Source organism: Streptosporangiales bacterium (assembly GCA_009379825.1).
GTDB lineage: Bacteria > Actinomycetota > Actinomycetes > Streptosporangiales > WHST01 > WHST01.
Genome location: WHTA01000057.1, coordinates 1 through 18,013 on the forward strand (window position 1 = coordinate 1; position 18,013 = coordinate 18,013).

Here is an 18,013-nt window from a genome sequence, read left to right on the forward strand (position 1 = left end):
CCACCGGAGTCTTCACCCGCATCGCCCAGCGACTCCTCGCCCTCACCTCCGGCATCTGGACCAACTGGACCACCGGCGTCACCAGCAAACGATCACTAACCGCCTACGACCACTGACCAAGGAATCAACCATCTAGGGGCGGTAAAGACTCCGCCAAGGACTTTGTGATAGCTTTCACGAGCAGGGGTCCTTACGGGGTGGACCACTCGCTACCTGCAGTCTTCTACGACCGATACGTGCCAACGACCCCACTGGCCCGGAGGCCAACCGCATGAAAGCGATCGACCTCCGCCTCCTGCGAGGTGCAGCGCTGCCGACCGTCGTGGTCGCGGCAGCCGCCGTCGTGGTGTGTGCCGTGGTCGCCGGCGGCAAGGGAGCGCTCGCCGCGGCGCTGGCTGGCGTGGTCGTGGTGGCCTTCTTCACCGTCAGCCTGGTCGCGGTGGCCAAGGCCGGCGACGTCTTCCCGCAGCTGATGCTCCCTGTGGCACTTGCCACATACGTGATCAAGCTGCTGGTGCTCTACGTGGTGATCGGCGCCTTCGTCGACGTCCGGTGGATGTCGCCCAGGGCGTTCGCGGTGACGGTGATCGCCCTGACCCTGGTCTGGACGGCCGCCGAGGTGCGCACGTTCTTCCGGCAGCGGATCCTCTACGTGGAGCCGTCCGCGGGGGAGGGCTCATGAGCGCCGCGTACCGGCGGTCGCCGTTCCTGCCTCCCGATTTCGTCGCGAGGTCCGGCCGCTGCTATCGTCCGCAGCGGGATGAGTGCACCGGATCCGCGGGACGACGAGCACCGGGCGGCTGCCAGCGTCGGTTGGACCGGGCTCAGTCTGATGCTCTCCGGCATGGCGGTCTACGGCGGTATCGGGTGGGCGCTGGACAAGTTCGTCATGCACCGGACGCTCTTCCTGCCCATCGGCCTGGTGGTCGGGATCGGTCTGGGCATCTACATGCTGTATGTCCGTCTCGTGCGCATGAAGTGATGCGCCGTCTCGGGAAGGTGTCTGGGTGATCGCAGCCGACCTCGTTCTCGCTTCTGGCGGTGAGCCCTCTGGTGGGGAGCACCACTGCAAGTTCCTCCAAGAGGGATGTGAGTACCCCGCGCCAGGGCTGCACTCGTTCCAGTTCGAGCCGTTGTGGGGCCTGGAGTGGGGGCCGTTCGCCCTCACCAAGCCGGTGCTGGTCACGCTGATCCTCACGGTGGTCATCGCGATCCTCGTGACGGCCGCGTTCCGCAAGCCGAAGCTGGTGCCCCGCGGGTTCCAGAACGTGATGGAGTTCTTCTACGACTTCATCCGGATCGGCATCTGCCGGGACGTGATCGGCAAGGGTGGCGAACGGTGGGCGCCGTACCTGGCGACGCTGTTCCTGTTCATCTTCTTCCTGAACTTCATGGGGATCTTCCCCGGCGTGCAGATCGCGCCCACGTCGATCACCGCGTACACCTGGCCGCTGGCCATCCTCAGCTACCTGATCATGTGGACGGTCGGGATCAAGCACCAGGGCTTCGGCGGCTACGTCAAGGGCTCGGTCGTCCCCGAGGGTGCGCCGCTGTGGGTGCTGCCGATCCTCACTCCCATCGAGATCCTTTCCACGTTCGTCTTCCGGCCGGTCACGTTGGCGGTACGTCTGTTCGCGAACATGTTCGCCGGCCACATCCTGATCCTGGTGTTCTCGATCGCGGTGGAGTACTTCCTGATCCCGCACGTCGCGGTGGCGGTCTCCGGACTGTCGTTCGTGATGGTGTTCGTGCTCACCGGGTTCGAGCTCGTCGTGCAGATCCTGCAGGCGTACATCTTCACCGTGCTCACCGCGTCGTATATCGGCGAGGCGATGCACGGCCACTGAGCAGTCGCACTACCGCAACAGTCCCGTCCGTCGGCAGACCGACTGCCGGCACCGAAGGAGAAGGAACCAACACATGGAACTGGCAGAGCTCGTCGGCAACGTCGGATCGATCGGCTACGGCCTTGCCGCCATCGGTCCCGGTATCGGCGTAGGCATTGTGTTCGGCATGGGCGTCCAGGCCATGGCTAGGCAGCCCGAGGCCGCCGGCATGCTCCGGGTCTACATGTTCATCGGGTTCGCGCTGAGTGAGGCGCTGGCGTTGATCGGCATCGTCGCGCCGTTCATCTACCCGGCCGGCTGAACCGGCTCGACGACAACCAAAGCTAAAGCGGAGATGCGATGACGTTGAAACTCGCCGCCGAGTCGGGCGGAAACCCGCTGATCCCGCCGATCGGCGAGCTGATCATCGGCACGATCTGCTTCCTCGCGCTGTTCGGGTTGCTGTACAAGGTGGCCTACCCGGGTATCAGGCGGACCCTGGAAGAGCGCGCTGACAAGATCGAAGGCGGGCTGCAACGGGCCGAGGAGGCACAGGCTGAGGCACAGCGCACGCTGGAGCAGTACAAGCAGCAGCTGGCAGAGGCCCGGCAGGAGGCGGCCGGCATCAGGGAGAAGGCGCACGCCGACGGCAAGGCGATCGTCGACGAGGCGCGGGAGACCGCGCGCGCCGAGGCCCAGCGGATCGTCGACAACGCCAGGCAGCAGATGGACGCCGACCGACAGCAGGTCGTCGCGCAGCTGCGCCAGGAGGTCGGTCGGCTCTCCACCGACCTGGCGACGCGGATCGTCGGCGAGTCACTCGAAGACGAGGAGCGGCAGCGGCGGGTCGTGGACCGGTTCCTCGCCGACCTCGAGCGGGAGCGTGAGCTGACGTGACCAGTGCGGCGGACCTACACGGCGCGAGCCGGGCGTCGAGGGCGGCGGTGGAACAGCGGCTCGGTGAGCTCGCTGCGGCGGCTGGCTTCGACCCCCAGACGGTCGGCGAGGAGTTGTTCGCCGTCGTCGCGCTGCTGAACGCGGAGCACGGGGTGCGCCGCACGCTGGTCGACACCACGCGGCCTGCGCAGGCCCGCGCCGAGATGGTCGCGTCGCTGTTCGACGGCAGGGTCTCGGCGCCGAGCGTCGAGCTGCTCAAGACGGCGGTGGCACACCGGTGGACCCGCGGCCACGACCTCACCGACACGCTCGAGCGCTGCGGTGTGATCGTGACCCTGGACGCGGCAGAGCGTGCCGGTGCCGGTGAGGACGTCGAGGACGAGCTGTTCAGGTTCGCCCGGCTGGTCGACGGCAACCCCGGGCTGCGCCGGGCGCTGTCCGACGAGTCCGCCCCGGCGGAGAGCAAGAACGCACTGCTCGACCAACTGCTTGGCAGCCGCGCTACCGCGGTCACCGGGCGGCTGGTCGCGGAGGCGGTCACCCAGGCCCGCGGTCGTTCGATCGAGGCGACCATCGAGGGCTACGCACGTACCGCGGCGGAGCGTCGCAGGCAGCTGGTCGCACACGTCGTGAGCGCGGTGGCGCTCACCGACGAGCAGCGCACCAGGCTGGCGGGGGCGCTGAGTCGGCAGTACGGCACTGCCATCCACCTGGACGTCCAGGTCGACCCGACGATGGCAGGTGGCATCAAGGTGCAGCTCGGTGACGAGGTCATCGACGGCACCATCGACACCAGGCTGGCCGAGGCTCGACGCCGGCTGGCCGGGTAGCAACCGCATGGACGTTCGAAGGACGTGGCTGCCGATGGTGGTCGCGCAGACGAGACAGGGAAGCGAGATATGGCGGAGCTGACGATCCGTCCGGACGAGATCCGGGATGCGCTGGAGCGCTTCGTCCAGTCGTACGAGCCGGCGACTTCCTCGCGCGAGGAAGTCGGCACCGTCGTCTACTGCGGCGACGGCATCGCCAGGGTCGAGGGGCTGCCCTCGGCGATGGCGAACGAGCTGTTGGAGTTCGCCGACGGCACCCGCGGCCTCGCGCTCGACCTGGACGTGCGGGAGATCGGTGCCATCGTGCTCGGTGAGTACGGTGGCATCGAAGAAGGACAGCAGGTACGGCGCACCGGCGAGGTGCTGAGCGTGCCCGTCGGCGAGGGGTACCTCGGCCGGGTGGTGGACGCCCTGGGCAAGCCGCTCGACGGCAAGGGCGACATCGAGACCGACGAGACCCGCATCCTCGAGCTGCAGGCGCCGACCGTGGTGCAGCGGCAGCCGGTGAAGGAGCCGCTGCAGACCGGCATCAAGGCGATCGACGCGCTGATCCCGATCGGCCGTGGGCAGCGCGAGCTGATCATCGGTGACCGGCAGACCGGCAAGACCGCCGTCGCCGTCGACACGATCATCAACCAGAAGGCGAACTGGGAGACCGGCGACCCGGACAAGCAGGTGCGCTGCATCTACGTGGCGATCGGGCAGAAGGGCTCGACCATCGCGTCCGTGCGGAACACGCTCGAGGAGAACGGCGCGCTGGAGTACACGACCATCGTCGCGGCGCCCGCGTCCGACCCGGCCGGGTACAAGTACATCGCGCCGTACACCGGTTCCTCGATCGGCCAGCACTGGATGTACCAGGGCAAGCACGTGCTGATCGTCTTCGACGACCTGACCAAGCAGGCCGAGGCGTACCGTGCGGTGTCGCTGCTGCTGCGCCGGCCGCCGGGGCGTGAGGCCTACCCGGGTGACGTCTTCTACCTGCACTCGCGGCTGCTGGAGCGCTGTGCGAAGCTCTCCGACGAGCTCGGCCGTGGCTCGATGACCGGCCTGCCGATCATCGAGACCAAGGCGAACGACATCTCGGCGTACGTGCCGACGAACGTCATCTCCATCACCGACGGCCAGCTGTTCCTGGAGAGCGACCTGTTCAACCAGGGCCAGCGGCCGGCGATCCACGTCGGTAACTCCGTCTCCCGTGTCGGTGGCTCGGCACAGGTGAAGGCCATGCGGAAGGTCAGCGGCCGGTTGAAGATCGACCTGGCCCAGTACCGCGAGCTGGAGGCGTTCGCGCAGTTCGGCTCCGGCCTGGACGCGACGTCGCTGGCGCAGCTGGCCCGCGGTGCGCGCCAGATGGAGCTGATCAAGCAGCCGCAGTACTCGCCGTACCCGGTGCAGCACCAGGTGGTGTCCATGTGGCTGGGCTCCGGCCAGATCGACGAGGTGCCGATCGAGGACGTCGCCAGGTTCGAGCGTGAGTTCATCGAGACCGTCGGCCGCGACCACCCGGGCATCTACGCGCAGATCGTGGAGACCGGTGAGGTGGACGACGACGGCTTCACCACGCTGGAGAAGGCGATCGGCGACTTCAAGAAGCAGTTCCAGACCTCAAGCGGCGAGATCCTGGTCAAGGACGAGCCGGTCGAGGCGCTGGAAGAGGAAGACGTCGACCAGGAGAAGATCACCGTTCGCCGCAGGTCGGGCAACTAGTGGGGCACTCGGCGGCGAGGGATAAGAGGTAGCTCATGGCGGAGACCTTCCAGACATACCGCCGGCGGATCAGGTCGGTGAAGTCGATCGCCAAGATCACGCGGGCGATGGAGCTCATCGCGGCGTCGCGCATCGTCAAGGCGCGCGAACGCGTGGCCGCCTCGACGCCGTATGCCAAGGAGATCACCGCGGCAGTGTCGGCGGCGGCGAGCAACGCCACCGTCGACCACGCGCTGCTGACCGAGAACGAGCAGCCCACCAAGGCGGCGATGCTGCTGCTGACCGCGGACCGCGGGTTCGCCGGTGCCTACACGGCGAACGTCCTCAAGGAGGGCGAAGCGCTGATCGGCCTGCTCGACGAGCAGGGCAAGGCCACGGCGCCGTACGTCTGCGGCACCAAGGGCATCAACTGGTACCGCTTCCGGCAGCGGGAGTTCGCCGACTCGTGGTCGGGGTTCAGCGAGCAGCCGGCGTACGAGGACGCACGGCAGGTCGGCCAGACCCTCGTCGACGCGTTCCTCACGCCCACCGAGGAGGGCGGTGTCGACGAGATCCACATCGTCTACACCGAGTTCGTCTCCATGCTGACGCAGCGCACCCAGGTGCTCAGGCTGCTGCCGCTGGAGGTGGAGGAGACGGACGAGCCGCCGGCGGAGGGCACGTTCCCGCTGTACGAGTTCGAGCCGTCGCCCGAGCAGGTGCTCGAGGAGCTGCTGCCGCGCTACATCAACAGCCGGATCTACAACGCGATGCTGCAGGCGGCCGCGTCCGAGCAGGCGGCGAGGCAGCGCGCGATGAAGTCCGCGACGGACAACGCCAACGAGCTGGTCGAGACCTACACCAGGTTGCAGAACGCGGCTCGCCAGGCACAGATCACCCAGGAAATCAGTGAGATCGTCGGTGGCGCGAACGCCCTTGCGGATGCCACCGCGGGGAGTGAGTGAGGCATAGATGACTGTTACCGCTGATGCCGACACCGCGACCGGGCGCGTCGCCCGAGTCATCGGGCCGGTGGTCGACGTCGAGTTCCCGACCGAGGCGATGCCCGAGCTGAACCATGCGCTCGAGGTCGAGGTGGAGCTGCTCGGCGAGGCACGCACGCTGACCCTCGAGGTGGCGCAGCACCTGGGCGACAACCTCGTCCGCACCATCTGCATGCAGCCACAGGACGGCATGGTCCGCGGCACCCCCGTGCGCAGCACGGGCGCACCGATCAGCGTGCCCGTCGGCGACCAGGTCAAGGGGCACGTGTTCAACGTGCTCGGCAAGTGCCTGGACGAGCCGGACCTGCAGCTGTCCGGCGAGACCTGGCCGATCCACCGGTCCGCGCCGAAGTTCGTCGACCTGGCGCCGAAGACCGAGATGCTGGCGACCGGCATCAAGGTCATCGACCTGCTCACCCCGTACGTCCAGGGCGGCAAGATCGGCCTGTTCGGCGGCGCCGGTGTGGGCAAGACCGTGTTGATCAAGGAGATGATCATCCGGGTCGCGAGGAACTTCGGTGGCACCTCGGTGTTCGCCGGTGTTGGCGAGCGCACCCGTGAGGGCAACGACCTGTTCCTCGAGATGAGCGAGGACGGCGTCATCAACGACACCGCGCTCGTCTTCGGCCAGATGGACGAGCCGCCAGGCACCCGCCTGCGCGTCGCGCTGTCCGCGCTGACCATGGCGGAGTACTTCCGCGACGTCCAGGAACAGGACGTGCTGCTGTTCATCGACAACATCTTCCGGTTCACCCAGGCAGGTTCCGAGGTCTCCACGCTGCTCGGCCGGATGCCGTCCGCGGTGGGTTACCAGCCGACGCTGGCCGACGAGATGGGCCAGCTGCAGGAGCGGATCACGTCGACCCGCGGCCGCGCGATCACCTCCATGCAGGCGGTCTTCGTGCCGGCGGACGACTACACCGACCCGGCGCCGGCCACCACGTTCGCGCACCTGGACGCCACCACGGAGCTCTCCCGTGAGGTGTTCGCGCTGGGCATCTTCCCCGCGGTCGACCCGCTGACCTCGTCGTCGCGGATCCTCGACCCGCTGTACGTGGGGGAGGAGCACCACCAGGTGGCGAGCCGGGTGAAGGAGATCCTGCAGCGCTACAAGGACCTCCAGGACATCATCGCCATCCTCGGTATCGACGAGTTGTCCGAAGAGGACAAGGTCATCGTCGGCCGGGCGCGCCGGATCCAGCGGTTCCTGTCGCAGAACATGTACGCGGCGGAGCAGTTCACCGGCCAGGCCGGTTCGTTCGTCCCGCTGGACGAGACGATCGCGTCGTTCAAGGCCCTCTGCGACGGCGAGGTGGACCATCTGCCGGAGCAGGCGTTCCTGCTCTGCGGCGGTCTGGACGACGTCAAGGAGAACGCGAAGAAGCTCAGCGCCTGATTACCGCAAGCCGGCCGACCGGACGGAGGACCATGCGGGTTATCCTCTGCATAAGGAAGGCCATACCCTCGGCCCCGGAGGTCTGCTAGTGGCCCAGTTACACGTCGAGCTCGTATCTCCCGAGCGCAAGGTGTGGTCGGGAGACGCGCACATGGTCGTCGCCAAGACCACCGACGGCGACATCGGTGTGCTGCCCAACCACGTGCCGGTGCTCGGCACGTTCGCGGAGGGCAGCGTGCTGCGGGTGCTCGACGAGCAGAACAACGAGCTGCTGCGCGCTGCGGTGCACGGCGGCTTCCTGTCGGTAGCAGACAACCACGTGTCGGTCCTGGCCGAGTCGGCGGAGCTCGGCGACGAAGTCGACGTCGAGGCGGCGCGCAGCGCGTACGAGCGCGGGCTGGCTTCGCTCGAAGACGAAGACGCGCGAGCGGAAGCGAAGCGGGCACAGGCACGACTACGGGCCGCGGGGGTCGAGGTCTAGCAGCCGAGCACGGACGACCCAAGGGCGGAGCAGCGCATGGGGGGACACACCGCACAGCAGGGCGAGCTGGTCACGCCCGGCGATGTGGTGTTCCTCTTTGTCAGGAGCCTCGCCGTCGACAGCATCGGCCTGCTGCTTGGCATCCTCGTCGTCATCGCTCTGCTGTTCGTCGCGTTGACCATCAGGCGCCGGATGCTGTTGCGCGGCGCCGGCACGATCGACTGCTCGCTGCGCCGGCGGCCTGGCAACCTGGGCCGTGGCTGGGTGCTCGGCGTGGCCAGGTACGACGGCGACGAGCTGAAGTGGTTCCGGGTGTTCAGCTTCGCGGCGCGGCCGAGCGAGGTGGTGTCCAGGCGCGACCTGACCGTCCGGCGCAGGCGCACGCCGACCGGGCCCGAGGCGCTCGCGGTGAACGCCGGTGCCGTCGTCGTCGAGGTCACCGTCGGGCGCCGGTCGCTGGAGCTGGCGATGAGCGAGAGCGCGCTCACCGGTTTCCTGGCCTGGCTGGAGGCGGCGCCGCCTGGCGCGTACATCGACCACATCACGTGACCCGCGGAGGAGGGTGCGTTGGCGCGACGTGGGCGCCCACCTGGTGGTGACGCGCAGCGCCGCCGCATCCTCGCGGCGGTGATGCCACTGGTCGCCGAGCGCGGGCTCACCGCGGTGCGGCTGGTGGACGTGGCCGCCGCGAGCGGTGTCTCCGTGGGCATGATCCAGCACTACTTCCGCAGCCGGGACGCCCTGCTCGACCAGGCGTTCCACGACTACTGCATGACGGTGGTCGAGCGCATGCGCACGGCGGCCGGCACCGGCGACGACCCGTGGGGCCGGGTGGTCGCGCTCTGCCGCGCGGCCACGGCATCCACCCGGATGCGCCAGCGCGCGGTCACCTGGCTCGACTTCGTCAACCAGGCCGCGCGTGACCCCCGCCGTCGCCGGGTGGTGCAGCAGGTGTACGAGGCCTGGTTCGACGCCCTGCGCACGGTAATCGACGACGGCGCCCGCGAGGGCGTCTTCCAGCTCACCGACGACCCCGCCGTCGTCGCCGAGCAGCTGGTCACCATGGTCGACGGCCTGGACGTGGCGGTCGCCATGCGCCTACGCCGAGCGGACCAGAACTGGCGGGAGAGCCGCCTTATCGGCGCCGCCCGCGCCCTCCTCGGCGTCCCCGCCTGACTCGTTGACAAACCTCGCCGCGGTGGGAGTTGACAGGGTGCGATGGTTTTCCAATACTGCAATATTGATAATTGCCGACGGGGGCGAAACCTGAGGAGGGGCATTGGGGCCCATGCTCGTCGCCGTGTACTACGGCGTGCTTCCGCTCTTGGTCGTCGTCGTCTCGTGGGTGCTCATCCGCCGTAGCTACGGAAGGCGGCGCTGATGTTCGCGGCGGGAGTGCTCGGCAGTTTCGTCCTCTATCTGGTGATCGGCGCCGTCGTCGGGCGCAAGGTTCGCAGCCGCTCGGAGTACTACGTGGCCGGCCGCAGCGCGCCGACCGCGCTGGTCGCAGGGACGCTGGTCGCGTCGTTCCTCTCCACGGTGTCGTTCATGGGGGAGCTCGGCTTCTCCTACGACGGTTACCCGGTCACGCTGCTCGTGCTCACCGCGATCAACATCTGCGGTTACGTGCTCGGCGTGCTGGCCTTCGGGCGGTACCTGAGCAGGGCGCAGACGCTGACCGTGCCGGAGTTCTTCGGCCGCCGCTTCGACTCCGCCGGCGTCCAGGCGCTCGCCGGGCTGCTGGTGGTGATCGGCATCGGCCTCTACCTGGTCGCGGTCACGCAGGGGCTGTCGCTCGTGGTCGGGCAGCTGCTCGACATCCCGGGCTGGTCGGCCCTGGTGCTGGTGTGGGCGGCGTACAGCATCTTCACGCTGATGTCCGGCTCCAAGGGCATCCTGATCAACGACACCCTGATGTTCGTGATCTTCATGCTGGCCGGCCTGGCCGGCATGTCGTGGTTGATCTTCCGCGCTGGCGGGCCGACCGCCGCCGTCGAACGGATGACCGAGCTGGCGGCGAAGCCGGACGCACTGACCTGGCACGGCGTCACCGGTGACGGCGCCTACATGGGCAGCCCTGGCGAGGTGCTGCTGTGGGCGGTCACCCTGGGGGTCGTCTGGGCGACGGTCGTCGCCATCAGCCCGTGGCAGTCCAGCCGCTACCTGATGGCGAAGAACGAGCACGTCTGCCTGCGCAGCGGCTTCGTTGCGATGGGCGCGCTCGGCCTGCTGTACGTCTTCCTGACTTTCGGCGGCTTCGCGATCAACCTGTACAAGCCGGATATCGATCCGTCCGAGGTGGCGTTCATCTGGGCGGCGCAGCACGTGCTGCCGCCGGCGCTCGGCGTGCTCGTCGTCACCGGCATCGTCGCGGCCGGGCTGTCGTCCGCCGCCGCGTTCCTCTCGCTGATCGGGTTCAGCGCCGCACACGACGTGCTGCCGTGGCTGCGGCGCCGGCAGGCGGACGCCGACGACGACCGGCAGGCCCTGCGGACGTCCCGGCTGGTCATGCTGCTGGCCGGCCTCGTGGTGCTCGGCGTGACCGCGGTGGCGCCGCCGGCGGTGCTGACCATCGGCTACTTCGCGGCGACGTTGTTCGCGGCCTCGTGGGGTCCGATCGCCATCTGGGCCGTGCACGGCAAGCGGCTCACCGCGCGTGGGGCGGCCGCCGGCATGACTGCCGGGTTCGTTGTGGCCGCGGTGCTGCAGGGGCTGGTGGAGTTCGCCGGGCTCGGCCTGCCGAGCTGGCTCGACCCGGTGCTGTTCGCGTTCGCGGCGAGCGTCGTCGCCGCCTACCTGGGCAACCTCGGGCAGCAGCCGAGCGCCGCCGCCGAGGAGTTCAGGCAGCGGCTGAAGCAGGTGCCGAGCGAGAACCTCGACCAGGCGAAGGTGGCGACCACGTCGCGGTACGCGATGGCCACCGGTGCGGTCTTCGTGTTCGCCGCGGTGGTGTTGGTGGCGTTCTACGCCCTGCCGATGAGCTCGTGAGCCAAGGTAAGGAGGCACCGTGACGGACGCCGGGTTGGCGCACGTACTCAGCCCGCTCACCGTCGGCCCGGTCGGGCTGCGCAACCGGGTCGTGTCCACGGCACACCAGACCGGTCTCGTGCACGACCACCTGCCCACGAGCGACCTGGTCGCGTACCACGCGGAACGGGCGAAGGGCGGGATCGGCGCGGTGTTCGTGGAGGCCTCGGCGGTGCACCCGACGGGCCTGCTGACGGCGCACACCATCGGCGCCTACCTGCCCGAGGTGGTGCCCGCCCTCGCCGCCGTCGCGTCGGCCGTACGCGACGGCGGCGGCCGTACGTTCATCCAGCTGTTCCACGGCGGGCGGGAGCAGATCGCGTCGGCGCCGCGACCGGCGGCGGTCGCGCCGAGCGCGGTGCCGACCGCGAGGTTCCACGTCGAGCCGCGTGCCCTGAGCCGCCGCGAGATCCGCGAGCTCGTCGCCGGCTACGCGCGGTCGGCGCGGCACGCCGAGGCGGCCGGCCTGGACGGCGTCGAGGTCTCCGCAGCGCACGGCTATCTGCACGCGCAGTTCATGTCGCCGCGCAGCAACGTCAGGGACGACGAGTACAAGGACCGGTTGCGCTTCACCGTGGAGACGCTCGCCGCGATCCGCGACGAGGTGGGCGACCGGCTCGCCGTAGGGGTGCGGCTGAGTATCGACGAGATGAGCCTCGGCAGCCTGCGCGCTGCGAGCTGTCGCGAGCTGGCGGCGCAGCTGTGCGAGGCGGTGCACCTCGACTTCGTGTCGTTCGCGCTCGGCGACTCCGCGACGCACGAAGGATCCTCGTACATCGCGCCGCCACCGCCGGTGCCCGCCGGCCACGTCTTCGACTTCCTCGGCGGCGTGCGCGAGGAGCTACCTGCGCACGTCCGGGTGCTGGCGGCGACCCGTGTGGTCGATCTCGCCGACGCCGAGGACGCAGTTGCCGGTGGGCTGGTCGACGCGGTGGGCATGACCCGGGCGCACATCGCGGAGCCGCACCTGGTGCGCAAGACGGTCGCCAGCGAGCCCGCGATCCCGTGCATCGGTTGCAACCAGGGCTGCATCGGCCACTACCACGCGGGCCTGCCGATCGCCTGCATCACCAACGTACGTACCGGCAGGGAGGCGACCATGGCGCAGCGGCCCGCTGCGCCGGCGGTCGCGTCCGGGCGCTCGACGCTCGTCGTCGGCGGCGGCCCGGCCGGGGTGACCGCCGCCGTCGCCGCCGCGGAGGACGGCGACGTCGTGGAGCTCGCCGACCGCGCGTCGCGGCTCGGCGGCCAGCTCGCGGTCGCCGGCCAGGCACCCGGCCACGCGGAGGCCTGGACCCGGTGGTGGCGGTGGTCGGCAGCCGAGCTCGACCGGCTGGGCGTGCGGGTGCGCCTCGGTGCCGAGCTCGCGGCGGCCGACTGCGCCGGCTACGACCGGGTGGTGGTCGCGACCGGTGCCCGCCCGTACGCGCCGGAGCTGCCCGCGATCGACGGGGTACGGCTGGTCGACGCCTGGACGGCCATCGAGACGCCGGGCCAGCTGTCCGGGCCGGTGCTCGTGGCCGACTGGGGCGGCGACTGGATCGGGCTGGACGCGGCGGAGACCCTCGCGTCCGGCGGCCACCAGGTGACGCTCGCGTACGCCGGTGCGACGCCGGGTGAGCTGGTGCACCTGTACCAACGCAACGCCTACCTGGGCCGGCTGGACGCGCTCGGCGTCGCGCTGCTGCCGCACCACGAGCTGGTCGGCGTCGACGGCCGCACAGTGCTGCGCAACGTGTTCTCCGGCCGCACAGCGCCGCTGCCGGCGGGAACCGCGACTGTGGTGTACGCGCACGGCCGGGTGCCCGTGGACGCGCTCTGGAACGAGCTGGAGGGCCAGCCGCACGTGTCGAGGGTCGGGGACGCCTGCGGCCCGCGTGGGCTGGAAGAGGCCACGCTGGAGGCGACGACCGCGCTCCAGTGCGGTTAGGTCCGGTTCAGTCGCGGGTGTCTCCTGGCTGCCACTCCACGTCGCCGTGTCCGGCATTGGCGGCACGGGCGAGGATGAAGAGCAGGTCGGAGAGCCGGTTCAGGTACGCGGCGGTGAGTGGGTTGATCGTGTCGCCGTGTTCCTCGATGGCCGCCCAGGTGGCCCGTTCCGCCCGGCGAGTCGTCGTGCGCGCCACGTGCAGCAGCGCCGCACCGCGGGTACCGCCGGGCAGCACGAAGCTACGCAGGGTCGGCAGGTCCGCGTTGAACTCGTCACACGCCGTTTCCAGGCGGTCGACGTAGCCCTGGTCGATGCGCAACGGCGGGTACTGCGGGTCGGGGACGATCGGCGCGGAGATGTCGGCGCCGACGTCGAACAGCTCGTTCTGCACCCGGCCGAGCAGCCGCACCATGGCGTCGGGCAGCTCGCCGAGCGCAATTGCTGCGCCGATCGTGCAGTTCGCCTCGTCGACGTCACCGTACGCGGCGACCCGGGAGTCCGTCTTCGCCGTACGCGACATGTCACCGAGCGCGGTCGTGCCGTCGTCACCGACCCGGGTGTAGATCTGTGAGAGCACCAGCTTCGACTTCTTCACCATGCTGGCAGGCTATCCGTTCCACTGCGGCCAGCGGGCTGCGCCTCACGGCGCTGACGTAGCATGCCGCGGATGGAACGCTTCCGAGTCGAAGGTGGTGCCAGGCTCACCGGCGCCGTCGAGGTGACGGGCGCGAAGAACAGCGTGCTCAAGTTGATGGCCGCGGCACTGCTCGCCGAGGGCACCACGCAGCTGGACGCGGTGCCCGACATCCTCGACGTCCGGATGATGGCCGAGCTGCTCGACGGGCTCGGCTGTCGCGCCGAGCGCACCAACGGGGCCGTGCAGGTCGCCGTGCCCGCCCGCCTCGGGCACGAGGCCGGTTACGACGTCGTGCGCCGGCTGCGCGCGTCGATCTGCGTGCTCGGCCCGCTGGTCGCGCGCACCGGCGAGGCACGGGTGGCGCTGCCCGGCGGCGACGCGATCGGGTCCCGCGGGCTGGACATGCACATCGCCGGGCTGGAGAAGCTCGGCGCCACGATCGAGAGCGAGCACGGTTTCCTGATCGCACGGGCGCCGCACGGGCTGCGCGGCCAGACCGTCGTCCTCGACTTCCCGAGCGTCGGGGCCACCGAGAACATCCTGATGGCCGCGGTGCTCGCGCAGGGACGCACGGTCATCGACAACGCCGCGCGCGAGCCGGAGATCGTGGACATCGCTGAGATGCTGCAGCAGATGGGCGCGAAGATCGGCGGCGCCGGCACGTCGACGATCGAGGTGGACGGCGTGCCAGGGCTGGCGGCCGTGCGGCACGTGACGACACCTGACCGGATCGTCGCCGGCACGTTCGCGTTCGCCGCGGCCATGACCCGCGGTGACGTGCTCGTCCGAGGTGCCCGCGCAGACCACCTGGAGCTACCGCTGGAGAAGCTGACGGGGGCGGGCGCCGAGATCGAGGAGGAGCTCGGCGGCGTACGCGTCCGGATGGACGGCCGGCCGCGGGCGATCGACGTGGTGACGTTGCCTTACCCCGGGTTCCCGACCGACCTGCAGCCGATGGTCATCGCGTTGAACGCGGTCGCCGATGGCGCGGCGATGATCACGGAGAACGTCTTCGAGGCGCGGTTCATGTTCGTCAACGAGATGATCAGGCTCGGCGCGGACATCCACATCGACGGGCACCACGCGGCAGTGCGGGGGAGGGAACAACTGTCCGGCGCGCCGGTGCAGGCGACCGACATCCGCGCCGGTGCGGGCTTGGTGCTCGCCGGGCTGGTTGCCGACGGTGTCACGACGGTGGGTAGTGCGTTCCACATCGACCGTGGCTACCCGAGGTTCCTGGAGCAGCTGGCCGCGCTCGGTGCGGCGGTCGGGCGCGAGCCCGACCCGCACGCGTTCCCGACCTGAGAACCTCCGCCGTCACTGCGGCGGGGGATCGAGCACCTCGACCAGCCGGAAGCGCTCTGCGACGACCTGCGTGTCGTCGGTCACCGTGAACGCCGGGTCGCCGAGTGCGTTGCACATCTGCTCGCTGTGCCAGAAGCTCTCGTGCGCCGACCGCCACTCGGCGACCGAGGCGTAGCCCTCGCCTTCGTCGATCGCGTGCTGCAGGTCGACGTCGCGTGCCGGGAACACACGTACCTGCACGGTCTCGATCACCGCGACCGGCCGGCCGGCCGAGTCGACGACGGCGCTGCGCTCGCCCGGCTGGGGGAGCGGCTCGCCGTCGAGCTCGTACTCGACCAGCAGGCCGGTCGTGGTCGTCTTGGCGCCGGCGAGGATCGCCGCGACGAGCTCGTCGCGCAGCGGCCCGGGGAACGCGAACTCGGCTGTCGGCAGGTCGGTCGGTGGCATCCGTCCAACGTACGGCACCGCGGGTCAGCGCAGTGCCCTGGCGTGCCTCGACCACAGCGCCACGACCAGCCCGGCGGTGATTAGCACGACGTTCTTCGCGACGAACTCGCCCTCCATGGTCATCAGCAGTGGGTTGCCGTTCGTGAAGGCGACCTCGGGCTGCATCACGTAGACGAGGAACGTCCCGCCCAGGTGCGCGATCATCGCGGCGCACGCCAGGCCGACGAGCTTGCCGCTGACCAGTACCAGGCCGAGGAGCACCTCGAACGCGCCGAGTGCGGGCACGACCCAGGCGGCGTCGAACCAGGGCAGTGCGCCGGCGACGAGGTCGCCTACCGGAGTGACGCCCGCGACCTCCAGGGCGCCGAACCAGACGAACACGAGGCCGAGGGCGAGGCGCAGCAACGGGACGCTGAGCCGTCGCACTGTACGGAGGTAGCTCGGTTCTGCCGGTTGCGGCTGCTGTGCAGCGGGAGCGGAGTACGTGCGCGGCAGGGTGGTGTTCGTCATCGGTATATCGCCTCTCGTCATATATTGGCCATCTACATATGAGAATGACTGCGACGAGGGCTGCCGAGTATCGGGTATCCCCCTGGGAGGCACCCCGAGGACGTCCTTAGGTACTGCGTGGCACGGCAACTAAGGTGGGGGCGACCAGTCAGTGAGCAGGGAGGCAACCGTGGCGAAGATCGCGGTCATCGGTGCGGGGTTGATGGGTTCCGGCATCGCGCAGGTGTCGGCAGTGGCCGGCCACGACATCGTGTTGCGCGACGTCGGCGCGGACCAGCTCGAGCGGGCTCTCTCCGGTATCGAGGCCAGCCTGGCGAAGTTCGCGTCGAAGGGGCGGATCGAGCAGTCGGACGCGGACGCGGCCGTCGGCCGGATCACCACGACGACCGAGCTGGACGCCGCCGCGGATGCGGAGATCGTCGTCGAAGCGGTGTTCGAGGAGATCGACATCAAGAGGGAGGTCTTCGCCGCGCTCGACGGCCTGTGCCGCGACGACGCGTTGCTCGCGACCAACACGAGCGCCATCCCCATCACGCAGATCGCGGCTGCGACAAGCCGGCCGGAGGCAGTCGTCGGCACGCACTTCTTCTCACCGGTGCCGATGATGGCGCTGTGCGAGCTGGTGCGCGGCCGCAAGACCAGCGACGCGTCACTGGCGCGCGCGAAGGACTACGTCGAGGGGATCGGCAAGACCGCGATCGTGGTCAACAGGGACGTCGGCGGGTTCGTGACCACCAGGCTCATCTGCGCGCTGGCGATGGAGGCGATCAGGCTCTACGAGTCGGGCGTCGCGACCGCGGAGGACATCGACCTCGCCTGCAAGCTCGGCTTCGGGCACGCGATGGGCCCGCTGGCGACCACCGACCTCACCGGCGTGGACGTGCTGCGGCACGCCACACTCAACGTCTGGCGGGAGACGGCGGACGCCAAGTTCTACCCGCCAGAGGTCCTGACCCGCATGGTCGAGGCGGGTGAGCTGGGCCGCAAGTCCGGCCAGGGCTTCTACGACTACTGATCGCCTTCTGCCGGCGGCGTCGCCTGTGTACCGGCGCCGTCGGCGGACGCGGTCTTCTTCGCGCCCGAGGTGCTCACCCCGCATGGTCGAGGCGGGTGAGCTGGGCCGCAAGTCCGGCCAGGGCTTCTACGACTACTGATCGCCTTCTGCCGGCGGCGTCGCCTGTGTACCGGCGCCGTCGGCGGACGCGGTCTTCTTCGCGCTCGTCTTCTTGGCGGTCGTCTTCTTCGCCGCGCTGGTCTGCTTGGCGGTACTGGTCTTCTTCGCCGTAGTGGTCTTCTTCCCGGCGGTGGTCTTGCTAGCCGCCGTCGTGTTCTTCGCCGACGCCTGCGTGCCCGCACTCTTCCCGGTCGAGCCGCTCGCTGTCGCGGCCGACTTGCTCCCGGTACTCGCTTCCGTAGCCGGCTTGCTCGCGCCGCTGCCGCCCGTGGCCGGCTTGCTGGCGGCACCGGTGTCCGCTGCCTGCCCGGTCGCGGTGCTCGCTTCGGTGGCCGGCTTGCTCGCGCTGCCGGTGTCGGTGGCCGGTTTGGTTGCGCTGCTGGCCTCGGTGGCCGGGTTGTCTTTGCCGCCGGGGTTGTCTGCCGTGGTCGGGTTGTCGTTCTTCGGCTGCTCGGCCGCGGTGTCGGGTGGAACGTCACCGGTGCCCGGCTCGTCCTTGGCGGCCGTCGCTTCCGGTGCTGCGTCAGTCGCGGTGGCCGGTGACCGGCCGACGCGGCTGCCGTCGTCACCGCTGCCCGTCGCCGTACGCAGGTATCCGCGCAGGCCGGAGGTGGAGAGGTCGATGTTGTGCGCGCGTACGTGCTCGTCCAGCTTCGCGACCGCGCGGACGACTGCCTCCTGGCCGCCGATGCCCTGCTTCTCCTCGTACGACGCCAAGCCCACCTCGCGGAGGAGGACCTCGGCCTGCCGACGCGCCTGCAGCTCGTTGATCCGGTGCTGGCCCTGTTCGCGGGCTACGCGCGCGCCCGACCTGGCTCGTTGTGCGGCTTCCTTGGCTCTGTCGAGGAACCCCATACCTA

At 69.6% G+C, this 18,013-nt stretch carries 21 protein-coding genes and 1 pseudogene; 17 read left to right on the forward strand and 5 right to left on the reverse strand.

Annotated features, from left to right (window positions below; translation table 11 throughout):
* Positions 1–116: IS982 family transposase (locus GEV07_22335; GenBank protein ID MQA05342.1), on the forward strand; the 116-nt coding region annotated here is incomplete at its 5' end.
* A 201-nt stretch (positions 117–317) separates the two neighbouring features.
* Here GEV07_22335 and GEV07_22340 read toward each other — a convergent pair.
* Positions 318–419: pseudogene (locus tag GEV07_22340) on the reverse strand (heparin-binding hemagglutinin).
* A gap of 341 nt (positions 420–760) precedes the next feature.
* Here GEV07_22340 and GEV07_22345 point away from each other — a divergent pair.
* The 13 genes from GEV07_22345 (at position 761) to GEV07_22405 (ending at position 13,080) form a co-directional block, all read left to right on the forward strand.
* Positions 761–982 carry a hypothetical protein gene (locus GEV07_22345; protein MQA05343.1) on the forward strand — a complete coding sequence of 74 codons (222 nt, stop codon included), beginning with the start codon at positions 761–763 and terminating at the stop codon, positions 980–982.
* A 127-nt stretch (positions 983–1,109) separates the two neighbouring features.
* A complete protein-coding gene (gene atpB, locus GEV07_22350) occupies positions 1,110–1,847 on the forward strand; it encodes a F0F1 ATP synthase subunit A (protein MQA05344.1) in 738 nt (245 codons plus the stop codon).
* Between the two features lie 73 nt (positions 1,848–1,920).
* Positions 1,921–2,148, forward strand: coding sequence for an ATP synthase F0 subunit C (gene atpE, locus GEV07_22355; protein ID MQA05345.1), 228 nt, complete (start codon positions 1,921–1,923; stop codon positions 2,146–2,148).
* A gap of 38 nt (positions 2,149–2,186) precedes the next feature.
* Positions 2,187–2,723 carry a F0F1 ATP synthase subunit B gene (locus tag GEV07_22360; protein ID MQA05346.1) on the forward strand — a complete coding sequence of 179 codons (537 nt, stop codon included), beginning with the start codon at positions 2,187–2,189 and terminating at the stop codon, positions 2,721–2,723.
* Positions 2,720–3,553, forward strand: coding sequence for a F0F1 ATP synthase subunit delta (locus GEV07_22365; GenBank protein ID MQA05347.1), 834 nt, complete (start codon positions 2,720–2,722; stop codon positions 3,551–3,553). The genes GEV07_22360 and GEV07_22365 overlap by 4 nt, the downstream gene beginning before the upstream one ends.
* A gap of 69 nt (positions 3,554–3,622) precedes the next feature.
* The gene (locus tag GEV07_22370; GenBank protein MQA05348.1) at positions 3,623–5,263 is read left to right on the forward strand and encodes a F0F1 ATP synthase subunit alpha; all 1,641 of its coding nucleotides are present in this window, start codon (positions 3,623–3,625) and stop codon (positions 5,261–5,263) included.
* A 35-nt stretch (positions 5,264–5,298) separates the two neighbouring features.
* Complete coding sequence (locus tag GEV07_22375; GenBank protein ID MQA05349.1) at positions 5,299–6,207, forward strand: F0F1 ATP synthase subunit gamma; 909 nt, start codon at positions 5,299–5,301, stop codon at positions 6,205–6,207.
* A 7-nt stretch (positions 6,208–6,214) separates the two neighbouring features.
* Positions 6,215–7,642, forward strand: a complete 1,428-nt coding sequence (gene atpD / locus GEV07_22380) for a F0F1 ATP synthase subunit beta (protein ID MQA05350.1) — start codon at positions 6,215–6,217, stop codon at positions 7,640–7,642.
* A gap of 88 nt (positions 7,643–7,730) precedes the next feature.
* On the forward strand, positions 7,731–8,123 hold the full coding sequence (locus tag GEV07_22385; GenBank protein MQA05351.1) for a F0F1 ATP synthase subunit epsilon: 393 nt from the start codon (positions 7,731–7,733) through the stop codon (positions 8,121–8,123).
* Positions 8,124–8,159: 36 nt separating this feature from the next.
* Complete coding sequence (locus tag GEV07_22390; protein ID MQA05352.1) at positions 8,160–8,672, forward strand: DUF2550 family protein; 513 nt, start codon at positions 8,160–8,162, stop codon at positions 8,670–8,672.
* Positions 8,673–8,690: 18 nt separating this feature from the next.
* Positions 8,691–9,299 (forward strand): TetR family transcriptional regulator, encoded by a 609-nt coding sequence (locus tag GEV07_22395; GenBank protein MQA05353.1) that lies wholly within the window; start codon positions 8,691–8,693, stop codon positions 9,297–9,299.
* A gap of 204 nt (positions 9,300–9,503) precedes the next feature.
* Complete coding sequence (locus GEV07_22400) at positions 9,504–11,111, forward strand: sodium:solute symporter family protein (GenBank protein ID MQA05354.1); 1,608 nt, start codon at positions 9,504–9,506, stop codon at positions 11,109–11,111.
* Positions 11,112–11,130: 19 nt separating this feature from the next.
* Complete coding sequence (locus GEV07_22405; protein ID MQA05355.1) at positions 11,131–13,080, forward strand: FAD-dependent oxidoreductase; 1,950 nt, start codon at positions 11,131–11,133, stop codon at positions 13,078–13,080.
* A gap of 7 nt (positions 13,081–13,087) precedes the next feature.
* Here GEV07_22405 and GEV07_22410 read toward each other — a convergent pair whose 3' ends face one another.
* Positions 13,088–13,678 carry a cob(I)yrinic acid a,c-diamide adenosyltransferase gene (locus GEV07_22410; protein ID MQA05356.1) on the reverse strand — a complete coding sequence of 197 codons (591 nt, stop codon included), beginning with the start codon at positions 13,676–13,678 and terminating at the stop codon, positions 13,088–13,090.
* 60 nt (positions 13,679–13,738) lie between these two features.
* On the opposite strand from GEV07_22410, the gene murA reads away from it, so the two are divergent.
* On the forward strand, positions 13,739–15,022 hold the full coding sequence (gene murA / locus GEV07_22415; protein MQA05357.1) for a UDP-N-acetylglucosamine 1-carboxyvinyltransferase: 1,284 nt from the start codon (positions 13,739–13,741) through the stop codon (positions 15,020–15,022).
* Positions 15,023–15,034: 12 nt separating this feature from the next.
* On the opposite strand, the gene GEV07_22420 is transcribed toward murA, so the two are convergent.
* The gene (locus tag GEV07_22420) at positions 15,035–15,469 is read right to left on the reverse strand and encodes an ASCH domain-containing protein (protein ID MQA05358.1); all 435 of its coding nucleotides are present in this window, start codon (positions 15,467–15,469) and stop codon (positions 15,035–15,037) included.
* A 24-nt stretch (positions 15,470–15,493) separates the two neighbouring features.
* Positions 15,494–15,979: a hypothetical protein gene (locus GEV07_22425; GenBank protein MQA05359.1), complete on the reverse strand. Its 486-nt coding sequence runs from the start codon at positions 15,977–15,979 to the stop codon at positions 15,494–15,496.
* A 202-nt stretch (positions 15,980–16,181) separates the two neighbouring features.
* On the opposite strand from GEV07_22425, the gene GEV07_22430 reads away from it, so the two are divergent.
* Positions 16,182–16,994, forward strand: a complete 813-nt coding sequence (locus GEV07_22430) for a 3-hydroxybutyryl-CoA dehydrogenase (GenBank protein ID MQA05360.1) — start codon at positions 16,182–16,184, stop codon at positions 16,992–16,994.
* Positions 16,951–17,133 carry a hypothetical protein gene (locus GEV07_22435; protein ID MQA05361.1) on the forward strand — a complete coding sequence of 61 codons (183 nt, stop codon included), beginning with the start codon at positions 16,951–16,953 and terminating at the stop codon, positions 17,131–17,133. The genes GEV07_22430 and GEV07_22435 overlap by 44 nt, the downstream gene beginning before the upstream one ends.
* On the opposite strand, the gene GEV07_22440 is transcribed toward GEV07_22435, so the two are convergent.
* Positions 17,127–18,008 carry a hypothetical protein gene (locus GEV07_22440; GenBank protein ID MQA05362.1) on the reverse strand — a complete coding sequence of 294 codons (882 nt, stop codon included), beginning with the start codon at positions 18,006–18,008 and terminating at the stop codon, positions 17,127–17,129. The two genes, GEV07_22435 and GEV07_22440, sit on opposite strands and share 7 nt — an antisense overlap.
* Between the last annotated feature and the right edge of the window lie 5 nt (positions 18,009–18,013).